General features: G+C 61.9%; 19 protein-coding genes and 2 tRNA genes. 17 read left to right on the plus strand and 4 right to left on the minus strand.

Going from position 1 to position 21,236, the window contains the following annotated elements:
- Nucleotides 1-40: 40 nt before the first annotated feature.
- The 16 genes from rlmE to ACODS9_RS11340 all read left to right on the plus strand — a co-directional run bounded on the left by rlmE (nt 41) and on the right by ACODS9_RS11340 (nt 16,012).
- Nucleotides 41-667, plus strand: a complete 627-nt coding sequence (gene rlmE, locus ACODS9_RS11265; RefSeq protein WP_011532133.1) for a 23S rRNA (uridine(2552)-2'-O)-methyltransferase RlmE — start codon at nt 41-43, stop codon at nt 665-667.
- Nucleotides 668-870: 203 nt separating this feature from the next.
- The gene (gene ftsH / locus ACODS9_RS11270) at nt 871-2,778 is read left to right on the plus strand and encodes an ATP-dependent zinc metalloprotease FtsH (RefSeq protein ID WP_038706866.1); all 1,908 of its coding nucleotides are present in this window, start codon (nt 871-873) and stop codon (nt 2,776-2,778) included.
- A gap of 8 nt (nt 2,779-2,786) precedes the next feature.
- Nucleotides 2,787-3,638, plus strand: a complete 852-nt coding sequence (folP, locus tag ACODS9_RS11275) for a dihydropteroate synthase (protein ID WP_489093916.1) — start codon at nt 2,787-2,789, stop codon at nt 3,636-3,638.
- Nucleotides 3,639-3,654: 16 nt separating this feature from the next.
- Entirely contained in the window at nt 3,655-4,995 is a 1,341-nt protein-coding gene (glmM, locus tag ACODS9_RS11280) for a phosphoglucosamine mutase (protein ID WP_489093917.1), read from the plus strand.
- Between the two features lie 66 nt (nt 4,996-5,061).
- Complete coding sequence (tpiA, locus tag ACODS9_RS11285) at nt 5,062-5,817, plus strand: triose-phosphate isomerase (RefSeq protein WP_139673714.1); 756 nt, start codon at nt 5,062-5,064, stop codon at nt 5,815-5,817.
- Nucleotides 5,818-5,820: 3 nt separating this feature from the next.
- Nucleotides 5,821-6,213: a preprotein translocase subunit SecG gene (gene secG, locus ACODS9_RS11290; RefSeq protein WP_046854066.1), complete on the plus strand. Its 393-nt coding sequence runs from the start codon at nt 5,821-5,823 to the stop codon at nt 6,211-6,213.
- Between the two features lie 20 nt (nt 6,214-6,233).
- Nucleotides 6,234-6,319 (plus strand) — tRNA-Leu (locus tag ACODS9_RS11295).
- Between the two features lie 98 nt (nt 6,320-6,417).
- Nucleotides 6,418-6,494, plus strand: a tRNA-Met gene (locus ACODS9_RS11300).
- 130 nt (nt 6,495-6,624) lie between these two features.
- On the plus strand, nt 6,625-7,083 hold the full coding sequence (gene rimP, locus ACODS9_RS11305; RefSeq protein WP_038707604.1) for a ribosome maturation factor RimP: 459 nt from the start codon (nt 6,625-6,627) through the stop codon (nt 7,081-7,083).
- Between the two features lie 59 nt (nt 7,084-7,142).
- Nucleotides 7,143-8,624 (plus strand): transcription termination factor NusA, encoded by a 1,482-nt coding sequence (gene nusA / locus ACODS9_RS11310; protein ID WP_038706865.1) that lies wholly within the window; start codon nt 7,143-7,145, stop codon nt 8,622-8,624.
- 27 nt (nt 8,625-8,651) lie between these two features.
- Nucleotides 8,652-11,189 carry a translation initiation factor IF-2 gene (infB, locus tag ACODS9_RS11315; protein ID WP_046854067.1) on the plus strand — a complete coding sequence of 846 codons (2,538 nt, stop codon included), beginning with the start codon at nt 8,652-8,654 and terminating at the stop codon, nt 11,187-11,189.
- A 117-nt stretch (nt 11,190-11,306) separates the two neighbouring features.
- The gene (gene rbfA / locus ACODS9_RS11320; protein ID WP_023629337.1) at nt 11,307-11,705 is read left to right on the plus strand and encodes a 30S ribosome-binding factor RbfA; all 399 of its coding nucleotides are present in this window, start codon (nt 11,307-11,309) and stop codon (nt 11,703-11,705) included.
- A gap of 3 nt (nt 11,706-11,708) precedes the next feature.
- Entirely contained in the window at nt 11,709-12,626 is a 918-nt protein-coding gene (gene truB, locus ACODS9_RS11325) for a tRNA pseudouridine(55) synthase TruB (RefSeq protein ID WP_046854068.1), read from the plus strand.
- A 150-nt stretch (nt 12,627-12,776) separates the two neighbouring features.
- Complete coding sequence (gene rpsO, locus ACODS9_RS11330; protein ID WP_023629335.1) at nt 12,777-13,046, plus strand: 30S ribosomal protein S15; 270 nt, start codon at nt 12,777-12,779, stop codon at nt 13,044-13,046.
- Between the two features lie 248 nt (nt 13,047-13,294).
- Nucleotides 13,295-15,400, plus strand: coding sequence for a polyribonucleotide nucleotidyltransferase (pnp, locus tag ACODS9_RS11335; protein ID WP_023629334.1), 2,106 nt, complete (start codon nt 13,295-13,297; stop codon nt 15,398-15,400).
- Between the two features lie 261 nt (nt 15,401-15,661).
- Nucleotides 15,662-16,012, plus strand: a complete 351-nt coding sequence (locus ACODS9_RS11340; RefSeq protein ID WP_102683196.1) for a BON domain-containing protein — start codon at nt 15,662-15,664, stop codon at nt 16,010-16,012.
- Between the two features lie 95 nt (nt 16,013-16,107).
- Here ACODS9_RS11340 and ACODS9_RS11345 read toward each other — a convergent pair whose 3' ends face one another.
- Nucleotides 16,108-16,410 carry a heme-binding protein gene (locus ACODS9_RS11345; RefSeq protein ID WP_401112218.1) on the minus strand — a complete coding sequence of 101 codons (303 nt, stop codon included), beginning with the start codon at nt 16,408-16,410 and terminating at the stop codon, nt 16,108-16,110.
- Nucleotides 16,411-16,470: 60 nt separating this feature from the next.
- On the opposite strand from ACODS9_RS11345, the gene ACODS9_RS11350 reads away from it, so the two are divergent.
- Entirely contained in the window at nt 16,471-16,884 is a 414-nt protein-coding gene (locus tag ACODS9_RS11350; protein WP_046854071.1) for a VOC family protein, read from the plus strand.
- A gap of 58 nt (nt 16,885-16,942) precedes the next feature.
- Here the strand turns inward: ACODS9_RS11350 and ACODS9_RS11355 are convergent, their stop codons facing one another.
- From ACODS9_RS11355 to ACODS9_RS11365, 3 genes are all read right to left on the minus strand, one after another.
- Nucleotides 16,943-19,879: a DUF748 domain-containing protein gene (locus ACODS9_RS11355; protein WP_489093918.1), complete on the minus strand. Its 2,937-nt coding sequence runs from the start codon at nt 19,877-19,879 to the stop codon at nt 16,943-16,945.
- 79 nt (nt 19,880-19,958) lie between these two features.
- A complete protein-coding gene (locus ACODS9_RS11360; protein ID WP_489093919.1) occupies nt 19,959-20,828 on the minus strand; it encodes an oxygenase MpaB family protein in 870 nt (289 codons plus the stop codon).
- 31 nt (nt 20,829-20,859) lie between these two features.
- Nucleotides 20,860-21,213, minus strand: coding sequence for an antibiotic biosynthesis monooxygenase family protein (locus tag ACODS9_RS11365; protein WP_401112230.1), 354 nt, complete (start codon nt 21,211-21,213; stop codon nt 20,860-20,862).
- Between the last annotated feature and the right edge of the window lie 23 nt (nt 21,214-21,236).

Below are 21,236 nucleotides of genomic sequence, written 5' to 3' on the forward strand. Positions count from 1 at the left end.
TCCGCCCAGTCAAACACGACGCATATCATCGAGGTGCCCCGTGGTACAACGTTCCAAAAGCAGCGCAAACTGGCTGCGAGAGCATTTCAACGATCCTTTTGTGAAACAGGCGCAGAAGGATGGCTACCGCTCGCGTGCGAGCTACAAACTGCTGGAGATCCAGGAAAAAGACCGCCTGATCCGCCCCGGCATGAGCGTGATCGACCTCGGCGCAGCGCCAGGGGGCTGGTCGCAGGTGACCAGTCGTCTGATTGGTGGCCAAGGGCGGTTGATCGCCTCGGACATCCTGGAAATGGACTCGATCCCGGATGTTACCTTCATCCAGGGCGACTTTACCCAGGACGAAGTGCTGCAGCAGATCCTGCAGGCGGTCGGTGATTCGCACGTAGACCTTGTGATTTCCGATATGGCCCCCAATATGAGTGGTACGCCCGCGGTGGACATGCCGCGCGCCATGTTCCTCTGTGAACTGGCCCTGGATCTGGCGACCCGCGTGCTCAAGCCCGGCGGGGATTTCCTGATCAAGATCTTCCAGGGTGAGGGTTTCGACATGTACCTGAAGGACGTGCGCAGCAAGTTCGACAAGGTGCAGATGCGCAAGCCGTCGTCCTCGCGGGATCGCTCCCGCGAACAGTACCTGTTGGGCAAGGGTTTCAAGGGAGCGTGAAAGGCGTGCTGCGGGGTTGCCGATAGTTATTTCCAATCGGCGGCTCCGTCTGGATCGTCCGAACTTCGTGTAGTCTAGCTTTCACAAAGGGTTACAGACGGTGCCTGCGGATGCGTGGGTAATGTAGTAAGTTAGGGCGATGAATATCATGCGAGGCACGGCTGCGTCGTGCGCCGGCCTCAGAGGGTAGCGAATTGAACGACATGGCAAAGAATCTGATCCTCTGGTTGATCATCGCCGCCGTCCTGGTGACGGTGATGAACAACTTCTCGAGCCCTAACGAGCCGCAGACCCTCAACTATTCCGACTTCATCCAGCAGGTCAAGGATGGCAAGGTCGAGCGCGTGACCGTCGACGGCTACATCATTACCGGCAAGCGCACCGACGGCGACAACTTCAAGACCGTCCGCCCGGCCATCACCGATAACGGCCTGATCGGCGACCTGGTGGATAACCACGTCACCGTCGAAGGCAAGCAGCCAGAGCAGCAGAGCATCTGGACCCAGTTGCTGGTGGCCAGCTTCCCGATCCTGGTGATCATCGCCGTGTTCATGTTCTTTATGCGCCAGATGCAGGGCGGTGCCGGTGGTAAAGGCGGCCCGATGAGCTTCGGCAAGAGCAAGGCGCGCCTGCTGTCCGAAGATCAGGTCAAGACTACCCTGGCTGACGTTGCCGGTTGCGACGAGGCCAAGGAAGAAGTTGGCGAGCTGGTCGAGTTCCTGCGTGACCCGGGCAAGTTCCAGCGCTTGGGTGGCCGCATCCCCCGCGGTGTGCTGATGGTTGGCCCGCCCGGTACCGGTAAGACCCTGCTGGCCAAGGCCATCGCCGGCGAAGCCAAGGTGCCGTTCTTCACCATTTCCGGTTCCGACTTCGTCGAGATGTTCGTCGGCGTGGGTGCCAGCCGCGTGCGCGACATGTTCGAGCAGGCCAAGAAACACGCACCTTGCATCATCTTCATCGACGAGATCGACGCCGTCGGCCGCCACCGTGGCGCCGGCATGGGCGGCGGTCACGACGAGCGTGAGCAGACCCTGAACCAGTTGCTGGTCGAAATGGATGGCTTCGAGATGAACGATGGCATCATCGTCATTGCCGCCACCAACCGTCCCGACGTGCTCGACCCGGCGCTGCTGCGCCCGGGCCGCTTCGACCGCCAGGTGGTGGTCGGCCTGCCGGACATCCGTGGTCGTGAGCAGATCCTCAAAGTGCACATGCGCAAGGTGCCAATCGGCGAGAACGTCAACGCGGCGGTCATCGCCCGCGGTACCCCTGGCTTCTCCGGTGCCGACCTGGCCAACCTGGTCAACGAGGCGTCGCTGTTCGCTGCCCGTTCCAGCAAGCGCGTGGTCGAGATGAAGGAGTTCGAGCTGGCCAAGGACAAGATCATGATGGGCGCCGAGCGCAAGACCATGGTCATGTCCGAGAAAGAGAAGCAGAACACCGCTTACCACGAAGCTGGCCATGCCATCGTCGGCCGTGTCGTCCCCGAGCATGATCCGGTGTACAAGGTGTCGATCATTCCGCGTGGTCGTGCCCTGGGTGTGACCATGTTCCTGCCGGAAGAAGACCGTTACAGCCTGTCCAAGCGTGCGCTGATCAGCCAGATCTGCTCGCTTTACGGTGGTCGTATCGCTGAAGAGATGACCCTGGGCTTCGATGGTGTGACCACTGGCGCCTCCAACGACATCATGCGTGCGAGCCAGATTGCCCGGAACATGGTCACCAAGTGGGGCCTGTCCGAAAAACTCGGGCCGCTGATGTACGCCGAAGAAGAGGGCGAGGTGTTCCTCGGCCGCAGCGCGGGTAGCCAGCATGCCAGCGTTTCCGGTGAAACGGCGAAGATGATCGACTCCGAAGTGCGCAGCATCATCGACCAGTGCTATGCCACGGCCAAGCAGATCCTCACCGACAATCGCGACAAGCTCGACGCCATGGCCGAGGCCTTGATGAAGTACGAAACCATCGATGCCGACCAGATCGACGACATCATGGCTGGCCGCACTCCGCGTGAGCCACGTGACTGGGACAACGATGCCGGGACCTCTGGCAAGCAGGCTTCCCAGGATGATCGTCCGGAGTCGCCGATCGGCGGTCCAGCGGCTCAACACTAAGGGCACCTATGAGCTCTAAGCAGTACCCGACCCGGTTGCCTTGCGGCAACCGGGTTCTTGATTTGTCCCGTACCCATGTCATGGGTATCCTCAATGTCACTCCAGACTCGTTCTCCGATGGTGGGCGCTTCAGCCAGCGCGATGCGGCCCTGCGTCATGCCGAGGAGATGGTGGCGGCCGGAGCGACCCTGATCGATGTGGGGGGCGAGTCCACCCGTCCGGGTGCCCGCGCCGTTTCGCCTACCGAGGAGCTGGAGCGCGTGGCGCCGATCGTCGAAGCGATCAACAGCCGGCTCGACGTGGTCATCTCGGTCGATACCTCGACGCCTGCGGTCATGCGCGAATCCGCACGCCTCGGTGCTGGCTTGATCAACGACGTGCGCGCCCTGGAGCGCGACGGTGCGCTTGATGCGGCGGCGGACACCGGCTTGCCGGTGTGTCTCATGCACATGCGCGGTGAGCCGGGCAACATGCAGGACAATCCACAGTACGAAGATGTGACAGCCGATGTTACGCGCTATCTTGAACAGCGTATGGTCGCCTGCGCGGCGGCAGGCATCGGGGCTGAGCGCATCATCCTCGACCCGGGGTTCGGCTTTGCCAAGACCCTCGAGCACAACCTCAGCCTTTTCAAACACATGGAAGCGCTCTATCGCCTCGGCAGGCCGCTCCTGGTAGGCGTTTCGCGCAAGAGCATGATCGGCCTCGCGCTGGACCGCCCCGTCGGTGAGCGCCTGTACGGTAGCCTGGCGCTGGCGGCATTGGCCATGACCAAGGGTGCGAGCATCCTGCGGGTGCATGACGTGGCGGAAACCGTCGACGTGGTGCGCATGATCGCGGCCGTGCAGAGCGCCGAATAAGAACATTGGAGTCACTATGAGCAGAAAATACTTTGGTACCGATGGTATCCGTGGTCGCGTTGGCCAGTTCCCCATCACCCCGGACTTCATGCTGAAACTCGGCTGGGCGGCGGGTATGGCCTTCCGCAAGCAGGGCAATTGCCGTGTGCTGGTCGGCAAGGACACGCGTATCTCGGGCTACATGTTCGAGTCCGCGCTGGAGGCAGGCCTGTCCGCGGCCGGCGCCGACGTGATGCTGCTCGGGCCGATGCCGACGCCTGCCATCGCCTACCTGACCCGCACCTTCCATGCCGAAGCGGGTATCGTCATCAGCGCCTCGCACAATCCGCACGACGACAACGGCATCAAGTTCTTCTCCGGCGCCGGTACCAAGCTGCCGGACGAAGTCGAGCTGATGATCGAGGAACTGCTCGACCAGCCGATGACCGTGGTCGAGTCCAGCAAGCTGGGCAAGGTTTCGCGCATCAACGACGCGGCGGGGCGCTATATCGAGTTCTGCAAGAGCAGCGTGCCCAGCAGCACCAGTTTCGAAGGCCTCAAGATCGTGGTGGACTGCGCGCATGGTGCCACCTACAAGGTGGCACCGAGCGTGTTCCGTGAGCTCGGCGCCGAAGTCACGGTGCTGCACGCGGCGCCAGACGGCCTGAACATCAACGAGGGCTGTGGCTCGACCCATATCGAGTCGCTGCAGGCCGCGGTGCTGGTCGGACATGCGGACATCGGCATCGCCTTCGACGGCGACGGTGACCGTGTGTTGATGGTCGATCATACCGGCACCATCGTCGATGGCGACGAGCTGCTGTTCATCATCGGTCGCGACATGCAGGAGCGCGGCAAGCTGCAAGGCGGCGTGGTCGGTACGTTGATGAGCAACCTGGGCCTGGAGTTGGCGTTCAAGGAGCTTGATATTCCGTTCGTGCGCGCCAAGGTTGGTGATCGCTACGTGATGGCCGAGCTGCTCGAGCGCGAATGGCTGCTGGGTGGCGAAAATTCCGGGCATGTCGTCTGCGGCAGCCACACCACCACGGGAGACGCGATCATCGCCGCGCTGCAGGTGCTGATGGCGCTCAAGCGCCGTGGCGAGAACCTCGCCCAGGCCCGCCAGGCGGTGCGCAAGTGCCCTCAGGTGCTGATCAATGTGCGGTTCGCCGCGGGCAAGAGCGATCCCCTGGAAAACCCGTTGGTCAAAGAGGCCAGCGCCAAGGCGACCGAGGCCATGGCCGGTCGCGGCCGCGTGCTGCTGCGCAAGTCGGGTACCGAGCCTCTGGTGCGGGTGATGGTAGAGGGTGACGACGAAACCCAGGTGCGTGGCCATGCCGAAGCCCTGGCCAAGCTCGTTGAAGAAGTTTGTGCCTGAAAGAGGCTTGCCAGCGCAGATCGGGTTGGGTAAGATCTGCGCCCACTTTGACCGACGAGGTAAAGCATGCGTCGCCCCATGGTAGCTGGTAACTGGAAGATGCACGGTACCCGCGCCAGCGTCGCTGAGCTGACTCAGGGGTTGGGCAAAATGCTCATTCCCGACGGTATCGAAGTCGCGGTGTTTCCACCGGCCCTGTTCATCAATGAAGTTGTTGATGGGCTGAAAGGCAAGGGGATCATCGTTGGAGCACAGAATTCTGCGGTACAGCCCGAACAGGGTGCACTGACCGGTGAAGTTGCACCGAGTCAGTTGTCAGAAGTCGGTTGCAAGTTGGTGTTGATCGGCCATTCGGAGCGTCGCCAGATTATCGGTGAAAGTGACGAAGTGCTGAATCAAAAGTTTGCAGCCGCACAGAAAAGTGGTTTGACGCCAGTGCTCTGTGTAGGGGAAACTCTCGCCGAGCGTGAAGCAGGCAAGACGCTCGAAGTTGTAGGGCGTCAACTAAGCAGTGTGATCGACGCGTTCGGTATCGCCGCTTTTGCCAATGCAGTAATTGCCTATGAGCCTGTATGGGCCATTGGTACAGGTTTGACGGCCTCGCCCCAGCAAGCCCAGGATGTGCATGCAGCCATCCGCAAGCAGTTGGCGGAAAAGGACGCCGAAGTTGCCCGTAAGGTGCAGCTTCTCTACGGCGGCAGCGTGAAGGCGGCTAATGCGGCCGAACTGTTCGGCATGCCGGATATCGATGGGGGGCTCATTGGTGGAGCGTCCCTGAATGCAGACGAATTCGGTGCAATTTGTCGCGCCGCAGGAAACTGAAAAATGCTGGAAACAGTCGTAGTTGTTTTTCATCTGTTGGCAGCACTGTCACTGGTAGTCATGGTGTTGTTGCAGCAGGGTAAAGGTGCGGAAGCAGGTGCATCTTTCGGCGCAGGTGCTTCAAATACTGTGTTCGGAAGCCAAGGTTCCGCTACCTTTTTGAGTAAAGTTACTGCTATACTTGCCGCCACTTTCTTTTTGACTGCACTTGGGTTAGGATACTTCGCCAAGCAGCAAGCACACCAGCTGACTCAAGCTGGTCTGCCAGATCCAGCAGTGCTGGAAGTCAAAGAGCAAAAGCCGGCAGTCAATGATGATGTACCGGTGCTCCAGCAGCAGAAGAGCGAAACCACCAACTCTGGTGATGTACCTCCTCCAGCCAAAGAGCAGCAGTAACGGGTTTCAAATGTAGTATTGCCGAGGTGGTGGAATTGGTAGACACGCAACCTTGAGGTGGTTGTGCCCATAGGGTGTAGGGGTTCGAGTCCCCTTCTCGGTACCAATTGAAGCATGAGAGCCCGCTTTAGCGGGCTTTCTTGCAGGTGGAGGTCGGATTGACCCAGCAAAGGGTTCAGTCTTATACTTTCGCCCCAGCTTTGTCGCGGGGTGGAGCAGCTTGGTAGCTCGTCGGGCTCATAACCCGAAGGTCGTTGGTTCAAATCCAGCCCCCGCAACCAGCTTCAGCAGAGCCCCTTTTCAGGGGCTTTTTGCTAGCCGAACAGTTTTAGGCGTCGTTGTCCAACGGCGCTTTCAGGGATGGGCGCTTCGCCCATTTTTTATTTGCACAGCATGCACGAGGGGGTTCAGGTGTCGAGCAAGCTAGAACAGTTGCAGGCCTTGTTGGCCCCGGTTGTCGAGGGCCTGGGCTACCAATGCTGGGGGATCGAATACGTCTCCCAAGGCAAGCATTCGGTACTGCGTATCTATATCGACAAGGAAGGCGGCATCCTGGTGGAAGACTGCGAAGCCGTCAGCCGTCAGGCCAGCGCCATCCTCGATGTGGAAGATCCGATCAGCTCTGAATATACCCTCGAGGTGTCCTCTCCAGGCATGGACCGCCCGCTGTTCACCCTAGAACAGTTTGCAGCGCATGCCGGCGAGCAGGTGAAGATCAAGCTGCGTACGCCCTTCGAGGGCCGTCGTAACTTCCAGGGCCTTCTCCGCGGTGTGGAGGAACAGGATGTGGTGGTGCAGGTGGACCAGCACGAGTTCCTGTTGCCGATCGACTCGATCGACAAGGCCAATATTATTCCCAGTTTTGACTGAGACGTGCCGGGCCCGGCGGATGTTCCGGGGCCAATGGCTTGCGCAAGGCGAGGCGTACGATGAGCAAAGAAGTACTGCTGGTTGTTGAATCGGTATCCAACGAGAAAGGTGTACCGCCAGGCGTCATTTTCGAAGCGCTGGAAGTGGCCCTGGCCACTGCAACCAAAAAACGTTTTGAGGACGAAGTCGACCTGCGTGTGGAAATCAACCGCCACACCGGTAGCTACGAGACCTTCCGCCGCTGGACCGTGGTCGACGAAAACGACCTGGACGATCCGGCGATCGAGACCTGGCTGGAAAAGATCCAGGACACGCACCCGGATGCCAAGATCGGTGACGTGATCGAAGAGAAGATCGAGTCGATCGAGTTCGGTCGCATCGCCGCGCAGACCGCCAAGCAGGTCATCGTGCAGAAGGTCCGCGAGGCCGAGCGCGCCCAGGTGGTCGATGCCTACCGCGAGCGCGTGGGCGAGATCATCTCCGGTACCGTCAAGAAGGTCACCCGCGACAACGTCATCGTCGACCTGGGCAACAATGCCGAGGCGCTGCTGGCGCGCGAAGACATCATTCCCCGTGAGACCTTCCGTGTCGGCGTGCGCCTGCGTGCGCTGCTCAAGGAAATCCGCACCGAGAACCGCGGCCCTCAGCTGATCCTGTCGCGCACCGCGCCGCAGATGCTGATCGAGCTGTTCCGCATCGAAGTGCCGGAAATCGCCGAAGGCCTCATCGAAGTCATGGCCGCCTCCCGTGATCCGGGTTCGCGTGCCAAGATCGCCGTCCGCTCCAAGGACAAGCGCATCGACCCGCAGGGTGCCTGTATCGGCATGCGTGGTTCGCGCGTCCAGGCCGTATCCGGCGAGCTGGGTGGCGAGCGTGTGGATATCGTCCTCTGGGACGAGAACCCGGCGCAGTTCGTCATCAACGCCATGTCGCCGGCAGAGGTTGCCGCGATCATCGTTGACGAGGACGCCCATGCGATGGATATCGCCGTTGCCGAGGACAACCTGGCCCAGGCGATTGGCCGTGGTGGCCAGAACGTCCGCCTGGCCAGCCAGCTGACCGCCTGGACCCTGAACGTGATGACCGAGAAGGACATCCAGGCCAAGCAGCAAGCTGAAACCGGCGACATCCTGCGTAATTTTGTCGAGGAACTGGAAGTCGACGAGGAGCTGGCACAAGTGCTGGTCGACGAAGGCTTTACCAGCCTCGAAGAAATTGCCTACGTACCGTTGGAAGAAATGCTCAACATCGATGGCTTTGACGAGGAAATCGTCAATGAGCTCCGCGCTCGAGCCAAGGACCGTTTGTTGACCAAGGCCATCGCTACCGAAGAAAAACTGGCAGACGCCCATCCGGCCGAAGACCTGCTCTCCCTCGAGGGCATGGACAAGGACCTGGCGGCGGAACTGGCGGTGCGCGGCGTGGTTAACCGCGAAGACCTGGCCGAGCAGTCGATCGACGACCTGCTCGACATCGACGGCATCGACGAAGAGCGTGCCGGCAAGTTGATCATGGCCGCCCGAGCCCACTGGTTCGAGTAATTAGGCGCGGCCTGAGGAGAGAAGTGCATGACGCAAGTCACGGTGAAAGAACTGGCCCAAGAGGTCGAGGCACCGGTAGAGCGCCTGCTGCAGCAGATGCGTGAGGCAGGTCTGCCGCACACCGACGCCGGTCAGGTAGTGACCGACAATGAGAAGCAGACCCTGCTGACTCATTTGAAGAGCAGCCACAAGAGCAAGGCGGAAGAGCCGCGCAAGATTACCTTGCAGCGCAAGACCACCAGCACTCTGCGTGTCGCCGGTAGCAAGAGCATCAGCGTAGAAGTACGCAAGAAGAAAGTCTTCGTGCAGCGCAGCCCGGAAGAAATCCAGGCTGAGCAGAAACGCGAGCAGGAAGAGCGTCGCGCCGCGGAAAACGCCGCGCGCGAGAAGGTTGAAGCCGAAGTTCGCCAGCGCAACGAGGAGCAGGCACGCCGTCAGGCCGCCGAGGCTCCGGCCGCCGCGCCAGCGCCCAAGGCCGAGCCTGCGCCAGCCGCTGCCCCGGTAGTGGCCAACGCACCGGTGTCCGAAGACGCCGCCGCGCGTGCTGCCGAGCGCAAGAAGGACGAGACCCGTCGTAACGAAAGCCGCACCCGTGATGACGATCGTCGCGGTGGTGGCCAGGCTACCGCCGGCCGTGGCGAAGCGCCGCGCATGTCGGTCAAGGTCAAGGTCAAGGAGAAGGAAAAGGCTCCGACTCCGCGCGCCGCGCCGCGTACCACCGATGAAGAAAGCGATGGTTTCCGTCGCCGCGGTGGCAAGGGTAAAGGCAAGAAGCGCAATGCGCATGGCTTCCAGAGCCCGACTGGTCCGGTTATCCGTGACGTGGCGATCGGCGAGACCATCACGGTCTCCGATCTGGCCAACCAGATGTCCGTCAAGGGCGCTGAAGTGGTCAAGTTCATGTTCAAGATGGGTACTCCGGTCACCATCAACCAGGTGCTCGACCAGGAAACCGCTCAGCTGGTAGCAGAAGAGCTGGGCCACAAGGTCACCCTCATCAGCGACACCGCCCTGGAAGACTCCCTGGCCGAATCGCTGAAGTTCGAAGGCGAGACCACTTCGCGTGCGCCGGTCGTGACCGTCATGGGCCACGTCGACCACGGCAAGACCTCGCTGCTCGACTACATCCGTCGTGCCAAGGTTGCTGCTGGCGAGGCCGGTGGTATCACCCAGCACATCGGTGCCTACCACGTCGAAACCGACCGTGGCATGGTTACCTTCCTCGACACCCCTGGCCACGCTGCGTTCACGCAAATGCGCGCCCGTGGTGCCAAGGCGACTGACATCGTCATCCTGGTGGTGGCGGCGGACGACGGCGTGATGCCGCAGACCCGCGAAGCCGTGCAGCATGCCAAGGCAGCTGGCGTACCGCTGGTCGTTGCAGTGAACAAGATCGACAAGCCAGGCGCAGACCTCGACCGCATTCGTAACGAGCTGTCCGTCGAAGGCGTGACCTCCGAGGAATGGGGTGGTGACACGCCGTTCGTCAAGGTTTCGGCGAAGATGGGTACCGGCGTCGACGAACTGCTCGAAGCGGTCCTGCTGCAGGCCGAGATCCTCGAACTCAAGGCCACCCCGACCGCACCTGGTCGTGGTGTCGTGGTCGAGTCGCGTCTGGACAAGGGCCGTGGCCCGGTGGCGACCATCCTGGTTCAGGACGGTACCCTGCGTCAGGGCGACATGGTCCTGGTCGGCTCCAACTATGGCCGCGTGCGTGCCATGCTCGACGAGAACGGCAAGCCTGTGAAGGAAGCCGGCCCGTCGATCCCGGTCGAGATCCTCGGCCTGGACGGCACGCCCGACGCTGGCGAAGAGATGTCGGTGGTTGCCGACGAGAAGAAAGCGCGTGAAGTTGCGCTGTTCCGTCAAGGCAAGTTCCGCGAGGTCAAGCTGGCCCGTGCTCACGCCGGCAAGCTGGAAAACATCTTCGAGACCATGGGTCAGGAAGAGAAGAAGACCCTCAACATCGTCCTCAAGACCGACGTGCGCGGCTCCCTCGAGGCGCTGCAAGGTTCGCTCGGCGGCCTGGGCAACGACGAAGTTCAGGTTCGCGTCATCGGTGGCGGCGTCGGTGGTATCACCGAAAGCGATGCCAACCTGGCGCTGGCGTCCAACGCTGTACTGTTCGGCTTCAACGTGCGTGCCGATGCCGGCGCGCGCAAGATCGTCGAGCAGGAAGGTCTGGATATGCGTTACTACAACGTGATCTACGACATCATCGAAGACGTCAAGAAGGCCCTGACCGGCATGCTCGGCAGCGATGTTCGCGAGAACATCCTGGGTGTCGCCGAAGTCCGTGACGTGTTCCGTTCGCCGAAGTTCGGCGCCATCGCTGGCTGTATGGTCATCGAGGGTACCGTGTACCGCAACCGTCCGATCCGCGTTCTGCGCGACGACGTGGTGATCTTCGAAGGCGAGCTGGAATCGCTGCGTCGCTTCAAGGACGATGCGTCCGAAGTACGCAACGGCATGGAGTGCGGTATTGGCGTCAAGAGCTACAACGACGTCAAGGTCGGCGACAAGATCGAAGTGTTCGAGAAAGTCCAGGTGGCTCGTACCCTGTAAGGGCCGAGCGTGGTGCAGGCCCCGCCCCAGGGCGGTTGCCTGAACCTCTGAAGGTAGCGCCCGGTCAGGCTTCGAGCTTGACCGGGCGTTTGCCGCTTTAAGATACAGGTAGCAAGAATGGCAAAAGAATACAGCCGTACCCAACGTATCGGTGATCAGATGCAGCGTGAGCTGGCAGAGCTGATCCGCCGTGAAGTCAAAGACCCGCGTGTCGGCCTGGTGACCATCACCGCCGTCGACGTCAGCCGTGACCTGGGCCATGCCAAGGTCTTCATCACCGTCATGGGCGAAGAAACCCCGGACGCCGTCAAGCAGTCGCTCAAGGCCTTGAACAGCGCCGCCAGCTTCCTGCGCCTGCACCTGGGTCGCTCGATGCAGCTGCGCAGCGTGCCGCAGCTGCATTTCCACTTCGATGAAAGCGTGAGCCGCGGTGTGCATCTGTCGGCGCTGATCGAACGTGCGGTGGCCGAAGACCGCCAGCACCAGGATGCCGACGCGCCGGACACCAAGGAGTAAGCGGTGGCCCAGGTCAAACGTATCCGCCGCAACGTCAGCGGCATCATCCTGCTCGACAAGCCGCTGGGGTTCACCTCCAACGCTGCCCTGCAGAAGGTCCGCTGGCTGCTCAACGCCGAGAAGGCCGGCCACACCGGCAGCCTCGATCCGCTGGCCACCGGTGTGCTGCCGCTGTGCTTCGGCGAGGCCACCAAGTTCTCGCAGTACCTGCTCGACTCCGACAAGGGCTACGAGACGGTGATGCAGATGGGCCAGACCACCACCACCGGGGACGCCGAAGGCGAAGTGCTGAAGACCCGCGACGTGACCGTTGGTCGCGCCGACATCGAAGCGGTCATCCCGCGTTTTCGCGGTGAAATCCAGCAGGTGCCGCCGATGTACTCGGCCCTCAAGCGCGACGGCCAGCCGCTGTACAAACTGGCTCGCGCTGGAGAGGTAGTGGAGCGTGAGGCGCGTTCTGTTACTATTGGCCGGTTGGACCTGCTGGAGTGCGAAGGCACTCGGGCACGCCTGTCGGTTGGCTGCAGCAAGGGCACCTATATCCGCACCCTGGTGGAGGATATGGGCGAGGCGTTGGGCTGTGGTGCCTACGTCGCCGAGCTGCGTCGCACCCAGGCCGGCCCCTTCGAGCTGGCCCAGACCGTAACGCTCGAAGAGCTGGAACAGGCTCACGCCGAAGGTGGCAACGAAGCGCTCGATCGCTTCCTGATGCCCTCGGACAGCGGCTTGCAGGACTGGCCATTGGTGGTATTGTCCGAGCACAGCGCGTTCTACTGGCTACATGGCCAGGCAGTACGTGCGCCGGACGCGCCGCAATTCGGCATGGTCCGCGTACAGGATCACAATGCCCGCTTCATCGGTATCGGTGAGGTGAGCGAAGACGGGCGCATTGCGCCGCGTCGACTGATTCGGTCGGAATGACCGATACCACAGGGCGAGGTCAACGCTTTGCCCTGCGGATTCGAGGATGGCTGTCAGTAGGCACGGTCATTACTCTTTTTATTAATACAGGGATCCAGTCCCTGGCCTATTGGACCCCGCTTGCGGGATCCGTTTATCAGGAGAAGCCAAATGGCCCTCAGCGTCGAAGAAAAAGCTCAGATCGTTGCAGACTATCAGCAAGCCGCCGGCGACACCGGTAGCCCGGAAGTACAGGTTGCCCTGCTGACCTTCAACATCAACAAGCTGCAAGGCCACTTCAAGGCCAACGAAAAAGACCACCACTCCCGTCGTGGTCTGATCCGTATGGTCAACCAGCGTCGTAAGCTGCTGGATTACCTGAAGGGCAAAGACACCACTCGTTACAGCGCCCTGATCGGTCGCCTGGGCCTGCGTCGCTAATAGCGGCCTGGCCAGTGGTGTTGCATGGTGTGTCGCATTCTTCGGCTACGCTGCCTGTCAGCGTCGCCGTTGGACACGCCGCGCGATCTGCGAGGTTGGCAGCCTGGTGTGCCGAGCGGTTTATCCGCCCGGCGCCAGGCTCCCAGCCTCGTGTTGTATCTGGACGGTCAATGGGGCCGATTCCCCGTTCTGCCCAAGAATTCGCAAGAACCAGTTCCCCCAAGAGCCACTGAAAAAGGTAGGAAACCGTGAACCCGGTAATCAAGCAATTCCAGTTCGGTCAATCGACCGTTACCCTCGAAACGGGCCGCATTGCCCGTCAGGCCACCGGTGCCGTGCTGGTCACCGTCGACAACGATGTCACCGTGCTGGTGACCGTGGTCGGTGCCAAGCATGCCGATCCGAGCAAGGGCTTCTTCCCGCTGTCCGTGCACTACCAGGAAAAGACCTACGCCGCTGGCAAGATCCCAGGTGGTTTCTTCAAGCGTGAAGGCCGCCCATCCGAAAAAGAAACCCTGACTTCGCGCCTGATCGACCGCCCGATCCGCCCGCTGTTCCCTGAAGGTTTCATGAACGAAGTGCAGGTTGTCTGCACCGTGGTTTCCACCAGCAAGAAGACCGATCCGGACATCGCTGCGATGATCGGTACCTCGGCTGCCCTGGCCATCTCGGGCATTCCGTTCGAAGGCCCGATCGGCGCCGCCCGCGTTGCCTTCCACGAAAGCACCGGCTACCTGCTGAACCCGACCTACGAGCAGCAGGCCGCTTCGAGCCTGGACATGGTCGTTGCCGGTACCGAGTCGGCCGTACTGATGGTTGAATCGGAAGCCAAAGAGCTGACCGAAGACCAGATGCTGGGCGCCGTGCTGTTCGCCCACGACGAATTCCAGGCCGTGATCAAGGCTGTCAAAGAGCTGGCTGCCGAAGCCGCCAAGCCGACCTGGGACTGGAAACCTGCCGTTGCCAACACCGAACTGTTCAACGCCATCCGCGCCGAGTTCGGCGAAGCGGTGTCGCAGGGCTACACCATCACCGTCAAGGCCGACCGCTACGCGCGCCTGGGCGAGCTGCGCGATCAGGCGATCGCCAAGTTCTCCGGTGAAGAAGGCCAGCCATCGGCTGGTGAAGTCAAAGACATCTTCGGCGAGATCGAATACCGCACCGTTCGCGAAAACATCGTCAACGGCAAGCCACGTATCGACGGTCGCGACACCAAGACCGTGCGCCCGCTGAACATCGAAGTCGGCGTTCTGCCGAAGACCCACGGTTCGGCCCTGTTCACCCGTGGCGAAACCCAGGCCCTGGTCGTCGCGACCCTGGGTACCGCCCGTGACGCCCAGCTGCTGGACACCCTCGAAGGCGAGAAGAAAGACCCCTTCATGCTGCACTACAACTTCCCGCCGTTCTCGGTAGGCGAGTGTGGTCGCATGGGCGGTGCTGGCCGTCGTGAAATCGGCCACGGCCGTCTGGCCCGTCGTTCGGTACAGGCCATGCTGCCGGCCGCTGACGTGTTCCCGTACACCATCCGCGTGGTATCGGAAATCACCGAGTCCAACGGCTCCAGCTCCATGGCTTCGGTCTGCGGTGCCTCCCTGGCGCTGATGGACGCGGGCGTGCCGATGAAGGCGCCGGTTGCCGGTATCGCCATGGGCCTGGTCAAGGAAGGCGAGAAGTTCGCCGTACTGACCGACATCCTGGGTGACGAAGACCACCTCGGCGACATGGACTTCAAGGTAGCCGGTACCGCCAAAGGCGTCACCGCGCTGCAGATGGACATCAAGATCAACGGCATCACCGAAGAGATCATGGAAATCGCCCTGGGCCAGGCCCTGGAAGCGCGCCTGAACATCCTCGGCCAGATGAACCAGATCATCGGCGAGTCGCGTACCGAGCTGTCGGCCAACGCACCGACCATGATCGCGATGAAGATCGACACCGACAAGATCCGTGACGTCATCGGTAAAGGCGGCGCCACCATTCGCGCCATCTGCGAAGAGACCAAGGCTTCGATCGACATCGAAGACGACGGCTCGATCAAGATCTTCGGCGAAACCAAGGAAGCCGCGGACGCTGCCAAGCAGCGCATCCTGGGCATCACCGCCGAAGCCGAGATCGGCAAGATCTACGTCGGCAAGGTCGAGCGCATCGTCGACTTCGGTGCCTTCGTCAACATCCTGCCGGGCAAGGACGGCCTGGTGCACATCTCCATGCTGAGCGATGCTCGCGTCGAGAAGGTCACCGACGTGCTGAAGGAAGGCCAAGAAGTCGAAGTACTGGTACTGGACGTGGACAACCGCGGCCGTATCAAGCTGTCGATCAAGGACGTTGCCGCTGCCAAGGCATCGGGCGTCTAAGCCTTTCGAGGCTAAAGGAAAGGACCCTTCGGGGTCCTTTTTTTATGCCTGCCGCAAAATAGTTGAGAGCATGCATCTTGCACGTGGCTTTTTTACCGGGATTGCAAAATGCACGGTAACGGCTTCTTTTTGTTTTGATTAACTCATTGATTTAAAAGGATTTATAGGGCGCGCAAAAACTGGCACAGCCCCTGCAACTACCTTCCTACCTGACGCCAGGAACCAAGGCGCAGACCTTTCGAAAAAACAGGAGTGACCCACATGAAGAAGTTCGCCATTGCTGCCGCTACTGCTACCGCTCTGACCCTGACCATGGCTAACGCGGCTTTCGCTGCCCAGTCCACCCAGGCCCCGATGACGCTTGCGGCCGGTGAGGTGACCAAAGCCAAGGAAGCCACTTCCGACACCTGGATCACCACCAAGGTGAAGGCTGACCTGATGACCGAGAAAGGCGTGCCAGGCAGTGACATCAAGGTCGAAACCAACAAAGGCGTAGTGTCCCTGTCTTCCGACGTGGCCATTACCGATGCACAGAAAGAGATGGCGGTTGCCATCGCCAAGAAGATCAAAGGCGTACAGGCCGTCTCGGCTGATGGCCTGAAAGCCGAATAAGGATTGTCCCGTCGGCCAAAAGGATTTGGCCACCCCTTCAAGCAAAAGCCCCGGCCATCGCCGGGGCTTTTCTATTGGCATTCAGGAAGGCGGCTTCAGCTCACCGGGTTTCGGGCGATCACATCGCTCTCGAAGCACACCTGTTCTTCGATCAGCGGCTCCACCAGGGGGCGGCTGTCGCGAAAATGCGCGGTCCGGGTATGCGCCTCGTACGCCTCATCGTCCTGGTAGATCTCGTACAGGTAGATGACATCGGCATTCTCCCGGTCCTGCGAGACATCGAATACCAGGCAACCCGGCTCGGTGGCGACCGATGCCGCGGCGTTGGCATTGATGGCTGCCAGGAAGGCATCCGCGGTACCGGGTTTCACCCGCGTCTTGATAAATAGGCAGTACACATGACGCTCCTTTTGTTTTAAATTCTAATATGAATTGTATACAAAAAAGGAGCCGCGCTCATGTCCGATCTACCTGCCCGCCCAGGCCGTCTCAATGGCCTGCGGCACATCGCCCTGCTGGTCCCCAACCTGGAGGAGTGCGAGCGCTTCTACGTGGATGTGCTGGGCATGGAGGTGCTCAACCGTGCCAACGAAGACCTGGTCTACCTCACCTGCGGCAACGACAACCTGTCGCTCGGGCGCGGCGCAGGCGCGGCCAACGGGCTGCAGACCCTGGATCACTATGGCTTCATCGTCGACAGCGTGGAGGAACTGGAAGCCTGGTACCAGTACTTCAAGGCCCATGGCGTGACGCTGCTGGACCGCCCGTTCAATCACGGCGATGGCGCGCGCAGCTTCCATTTGCTGGACCCGGCGGGGAACAAGGTGCAGCCGCTGTATCACCCGGCGGTATCGGGGCAGCGGCTGGCCTGATGGTATTGATCGCCTGAGCTGCCCTCATCGCAGGCAAGCCGGCGATGAGGGCGACTGGTTACTCGGCATCCAGGTGCATCGGTGTCACCACGCGGCCATCGCTCTCGGCCTGGCCGAGGTTGGTGTCGATGAAGTACACCCGGTCATCTTCCAGCTGGCCCTTGTCCACCAGGTAGTCCTTGATGCTGCTGGCCCGCTCCTGGCCCAGGTTGCGCAGCAACACGGCGCTTTCCGCCCAGGACTTGATGACCGCCTCGCGCAGCTTGGTGCTGCGCTCGTCACGGCCCAGGTCCTGCCATTCAACCGGGGGCTGCTGTTTCAGGCGGGTACGGTAGATGCCCTCGAGCATCGCCGGCTTGTCGCTGTCGTCCACTACCAGCAACGAAGCATTGGCCGGCACCTTGTCGCCCCGACGCTGGAGGATCTTGTACCAGGTCGCCTGGTACTCGCGCTCCAGGCGCTGCTGGGCGATCAGCGGGCCGTCACTGCTCTGGGCCGCCGTGCCTTCGATTTCCAGGCGCAGCTCGGGGCGCTCCTTGAGGGCCGAGGCAAGCTTGTCCAGGGACGCTTGAACCTCAGGCGTAAGGTCGCTCGAGCCGGCGGCGAACGACACGTTGCCGAGATCTTCCGCGCCACCTCCCGACACCAGCCCGCCAAGCAGCTTGAACGGCGCCTGCGCCGCGCGCAGCACCAGGTTGCGCAGGGTCTGCCAGACGATCGGCATCACGCTGAACTGGGGGTTGTTGAGGTCGCCCGACACCGGCAACTCGATGGAGATCTTGCCTTCGGTGTCCTTGAGCAGGGCCACCGCCAGGCGGATCGGCAGGTCCACGGCATCCGGGCTGTCGACCTTCTCGCCCAACTGCAGTTGCTCGATCACCACCTTGTTCTCGGCCTTGAGCTGGCCGTTGGTGATCAGGTAATGCAGGTCGAGGTTCAACCGGCCCTTGCGGATGCGCATACCGGCGAACTTGCCGGAGTAGGGCGTCAGGGTCGTCAGCTCGACACGCTTGAAGCTGGTGGCGATGTCGAGGCTGGCGAGTGGGTTGAACGGGTTGAGCGCGCCCTTGATGGTCACAGGCGCGTAACGGTCCACCTTGCCCTTGATATCGACCTTGGCCGGTAGCGGCTTGCGGTTGTCGATGGTGCCGATCTGGCCGTTGAGCTGCTGGACTGCGGTGGCGAAGTTGGGCGTCAGGGTCAGGTCGGCGAAGTTGGCCGAGCCGTCGTTGATGCTGATCTGGCCGATGTGGATGCCCAGCTCCTTGCCGCTACCGGCAGCGGCGGGCTTACTCGCGGCCGTGGCAGGCTTGTCGGCGGGTTGCGGGATCAGCAGGTCGTCGACGTTGGTGGTGCGGTCTTCGTTGATGATGAAGCGTGCGTAGGGTTGCAGCAGGGTGACCTTGTCGATCGACAGGGCATCGCCATGCACGTACGACAGGCCATCGACGTTGACCTGCTGCCATTTGACGAAGTCGCGGTTCTTGATGGTGTCCAAGGTGTGCAGCTGGTTGGCCTGGGCCTTGCCGGTGATGGTGAAGGCCAGGGGCTCGGTGCTCTTGAGGTCGACCTTGAGGTCGCTGGAGAGCATGCCGCTGCGCAGCTCCAGGCGGATGAACGGGCTGATGTAGGCCTGGGCCACCCGCAGGTCGATATCGCGGGTGGCAACGTCGAGCTTGGCCGAGACCGGTGCCAGGTTGACCTGGCCTGCGGCCTGCAGCTTGCCCTGCTTGCCCACGCCGGTGTCCAGCTTGAGGGTGAAGGGCGACTGGTTGAGGCTGTCGAAATTCTGCAGGTCGAGATTGAGCGGGCCGACATCCAGGGACACGGGCTCTTTCTGGCTACGATCGGCCAGGTGGACCATGTAGTTGCGCGCCTGCACGTCCTTGAGCAGGACCTGCCAGGGTTTGCTTGGCTCTTTGGCCGCCTGTTCTTCCGGGGTGGGTTCGGCGGCGGCGGGCTCGGCCTTTTCCTTGGGCGTGGCCTTGGCCGGCTGGCTGGCGAACAGCTTCTGCCAGTCGAGCTGGCCGTCCTTCTCCAGCGCTGCCCAGGTTTCCAGCTTGTCGCTGCGGATCTTGCCGACGGTGACCAGCTGCTTGGCCAGGTCGATGGAGGTTTCACTGACCTCCAGGCTGGCCAGGCGCGCCAGTGGGCGGCCGTCCGGGGCCTTGATGGCGAAGGGCGCGACCCGCACCGAGGTGTTGTCGAGCAGCAGCTCGGTTTCCTTGGAAAGGTTGAGCTTGTAGTGGGTGTCGAGGCTGACCATGCCGTCTTCCAGCACCAGCGGCACGGCGTCGCGCACGTAAGGCCAGAACAGCTTCATCTTGCCGTCGGTGACTTTCAGCGTGCCCTCGGAAGCGATTGGCGTCAGGCTGAGCGTGCCGCTCCAGTCGATACGTCCACCCGCCGGGCCGTTGGCCACCAGGGTCATGTCGGCGTTGTCGTCGGGGAGGGTGCTGAGATTCTTCAGCTCCAGGTTCATCGAGTCGTAGAGAAACTCGATCGGCTCGCTCGGGCGCAGGTCCTGGAAGTGCAGGTAGCCCTCGCTCAGCTTGATGCTGGCGATGCGCAGCGGGAACGGGTCGCTTGGTGGTTCCTCGGCCTTGGGCTCGCTGGGCGGGAGCTTGAACAGCTGGGCCAGGTTGAGGCTGCCGTCCTTGGCGAACAGCAACTCGGTACGCGGCTTGTCCAGCTCCACCGCGTCGAGGCGCAGGGCCTTGGTCCACAGGCTGTCGAGGGACAGGTTGGCGTAGAGACGCTCGAAGCCGACCTGCTCCTTGCCGGGCTCGCCGATCTGCAGGCCCCACAGGGTCAGTTCAAGGCTGAACGGATTCAGTTCGATGCGCTGCAGATGCGCCGGCACCGTGGCGTACTGCGCCAGTTGCTGGTTGGCGATGCGCAGGGCGATGCCGGGGAGAATGAAAAAGCCGAGCAGGCTGTACAGGGCCACGAGGGCCACGAGTGCGCCGAGGGCGCGGGTCAATCCTTTGGGCATGTGTCGCTTCGTCTGTATCAGGCTGGAGTGCTTGGAGTATGGCACGTTAAATCGGTTCCGATGAACGGACCAAAATAACTCATTCGACGCCCATGCGCCGCCTGGCGCGCTGCGCCGAGCCATTGCGCATGGCCCAGCGCAGCACCGGCGCGGTATTGCTCAGGCCCAGGCGGATCATGCGCCGCTCGACCGCGCCCTGGTGCAGGTCGAGCATTGTGCTGGCCCAGTCCGGCAGCAGGTCGATGCCGGCCTTGAGCATCAGCTTGCCCACCGGCTCTGCGAGGCGGCTGGGGGCCGGGGCCTTGAGCAGTATATCGACCACCTCGAGGCTGCGCGCATCGCACTGCAACTGCGGGCGCATGCGCTGCAGGTAGGCATCCACCTCGGCACAGGAGCGGGGCACGTCGCGCGCGCCCAGGCGCTCGGCGATCAGGGCGATCTCGTTGTAGTAGGCGTCCTGCGCGCTACGCGGCAGGTCAGGATTGCGGTAGCGCAGGTGGGCGGCGAGGAAGCTGCTGACTTCGGCCACATGCACCCAGGTCAGCAGGTCGGGGTCGCTGGCGGCGTAGGGGCGGCCATCGGCCGCGGTGCCGACCACCTTGAGGTGGATGGTGCGGACCTTGTCGATCAGCCACTCGGCGTCACGGGTCGAACCGAAGGTGGTGCCGGAGATGAACTGGCTGGTGCGGCGCAGGCGGCCGAGCAGGTCCTGGCGAAAGTTCGAATGGTCCCAGACCCCGGCCAGGGCCAGCGGATGCAGCAGTTGCAGCATCAGCGCGCTGATCCCGCCCACCAGCATGCTGGGGAAGTCGCCGTGTACCTGCCAGCTGATGCTCTGTGGGCCGAACAGGCCGGGATCGCCCTTGGGCGACTCCAGGTCGAGCTGGCCGAGGGCCAGCCCGGTGAGGCTCATGACTTGGGTTTCGATGCGGCGACGCAAGGCTTCCATGGCGACCTGTGCTGGCCGCCATGGCGGCCGTCTATGGGGTTGGGCGATTGTCGTCCAGTCGGGCACTGCCCGGGCTGGTGGGCGCGTGCGTTTCGAACGCGCCGCCCTGCACATGATAAACCGTGGGCTCCTCGGAAAAATATGGTGTCAGGTGAGCCATGAAGACCTGGTGGTCTTCACTGGTCTCGAAACCCGGCGCGTGGTCCTCGAGTGTTTGCCATTGCACGATCAGGTTGAATTGATGGGGGCTCTCGATCCCTTGCGCGAGCATATGGCTGACGTGACCCTTGGCTCGGCTGAGCAACGGGGCGACCTCGGCGAATGCGTGCGTGAAGGTCTCGACGTGGGTCGGACGAATGGGAAGCAGGGCAATTTCGTAGATCATGGCGGTCCTTGAAGTCGAAAAGG

The sequence above is a fragment of the Pseudomonas sp. FG36 genome (genome assembly GCF_057809275.1).

Excerpts from the sequence above, each read along its gene's own strand:
- folP (WP_489093916.1), top strand. The coding sequence starts at position 2,787 with ATGAGCTCTAAGCAGTACCCGACCCGGTTGCCTTGCGGCAACCGGGTT.
- rbfA (WP_023629337.1), top strand. The coding sequence starts at position 11,307 with ATGGCAAAAGAATACAGCCGTACCCAACGTATCGGTGATCAGATGCAG.
- ACODS9_RS11355 (WP_489093918.1), bottom strand. The coding sequence starts at position 19,879 with ATGCCCAAAGGATTGACCCGCGCCCTCGGCGCACTCGTGGCCCTCGTG.
- ACODS9_RS11365 (WP_401112230.1), bottom strand. The coding sequence starts at position 21,213 with ATGATCTACGAAATTGCCCTGCTTCCCATTCGTCCGACCCACGTCGAG.
- ACODS9_RS11350 (WP_046854071.1), top strand. The coding sequence starts at position 16,471 with ATGTCCGATCTACCTGCCCGCCCAGGCCGTCTCAATGGCCTGCGGCAC.
- infB (WP_046854067.1), top strand. The coding sequence starts at position 8,652 with ATGACGCAAGTCACGGTGAAAGAACTGGCCCAAGAGGTCGAGGCACCG.
- secG (WP_046854066.1), top strand. The coding sequence starts at position 5,821 with ATGCTGGAAACAGTCGTAGTTGTTTTTCATCTGTTGGCAGCACTGTCA.
- rpsO (WP_023629335.1), top strand. The coding sequence starts at position 12,777 with ATGGCCCTCAGCGTCGAAGAAAAAGCTCAGATCGTTGCAGACTATCAG.
- glmM (WP_489093917.1), top strand. The coding sequence starts at position 3,655 with ATGAGCAGAAAATACTTTGGTACCGATGGTATCCGTGGTCGCGTTGGC.
- tpiA (WP_139673714.1), top strand. The coding sequence starts at position 5,062 with ATGCGTCGCCCCATGGTAGCTGGTAACTGGAAGATGCACGGTACCCGC.
- ACODS9_RS11340 (WP_102683196.1), top strand. The coding sequence starts at position 15,662 with ATGAAGAAGTTCGCCATTGCTGCCGCTACTGCTACCGCTCTGACCCTG.
- ACODS9_RS11360 (WP_489093919.1), bottom strand. The coding sequence starts at position 20,828 with ATGGAAGCCTTGCGTCGCCGCATCGAAACCCAAGTCATGAGCCTCACC.
- ftsH (WP_038706866.1), top strand. The coding sequence starts at position 871 with ATGGCAAAGAATCTGATCCTCTGGTTGATCATCGCCGCCGTCCTGGTG.
- nusA (WP_038706865.1), top strand. The coding sequence starts at position 7,143 with ATGAGCAAAGAAGTACTGCTGGTTGTTGAATCGGTATCCAACGAGAAA.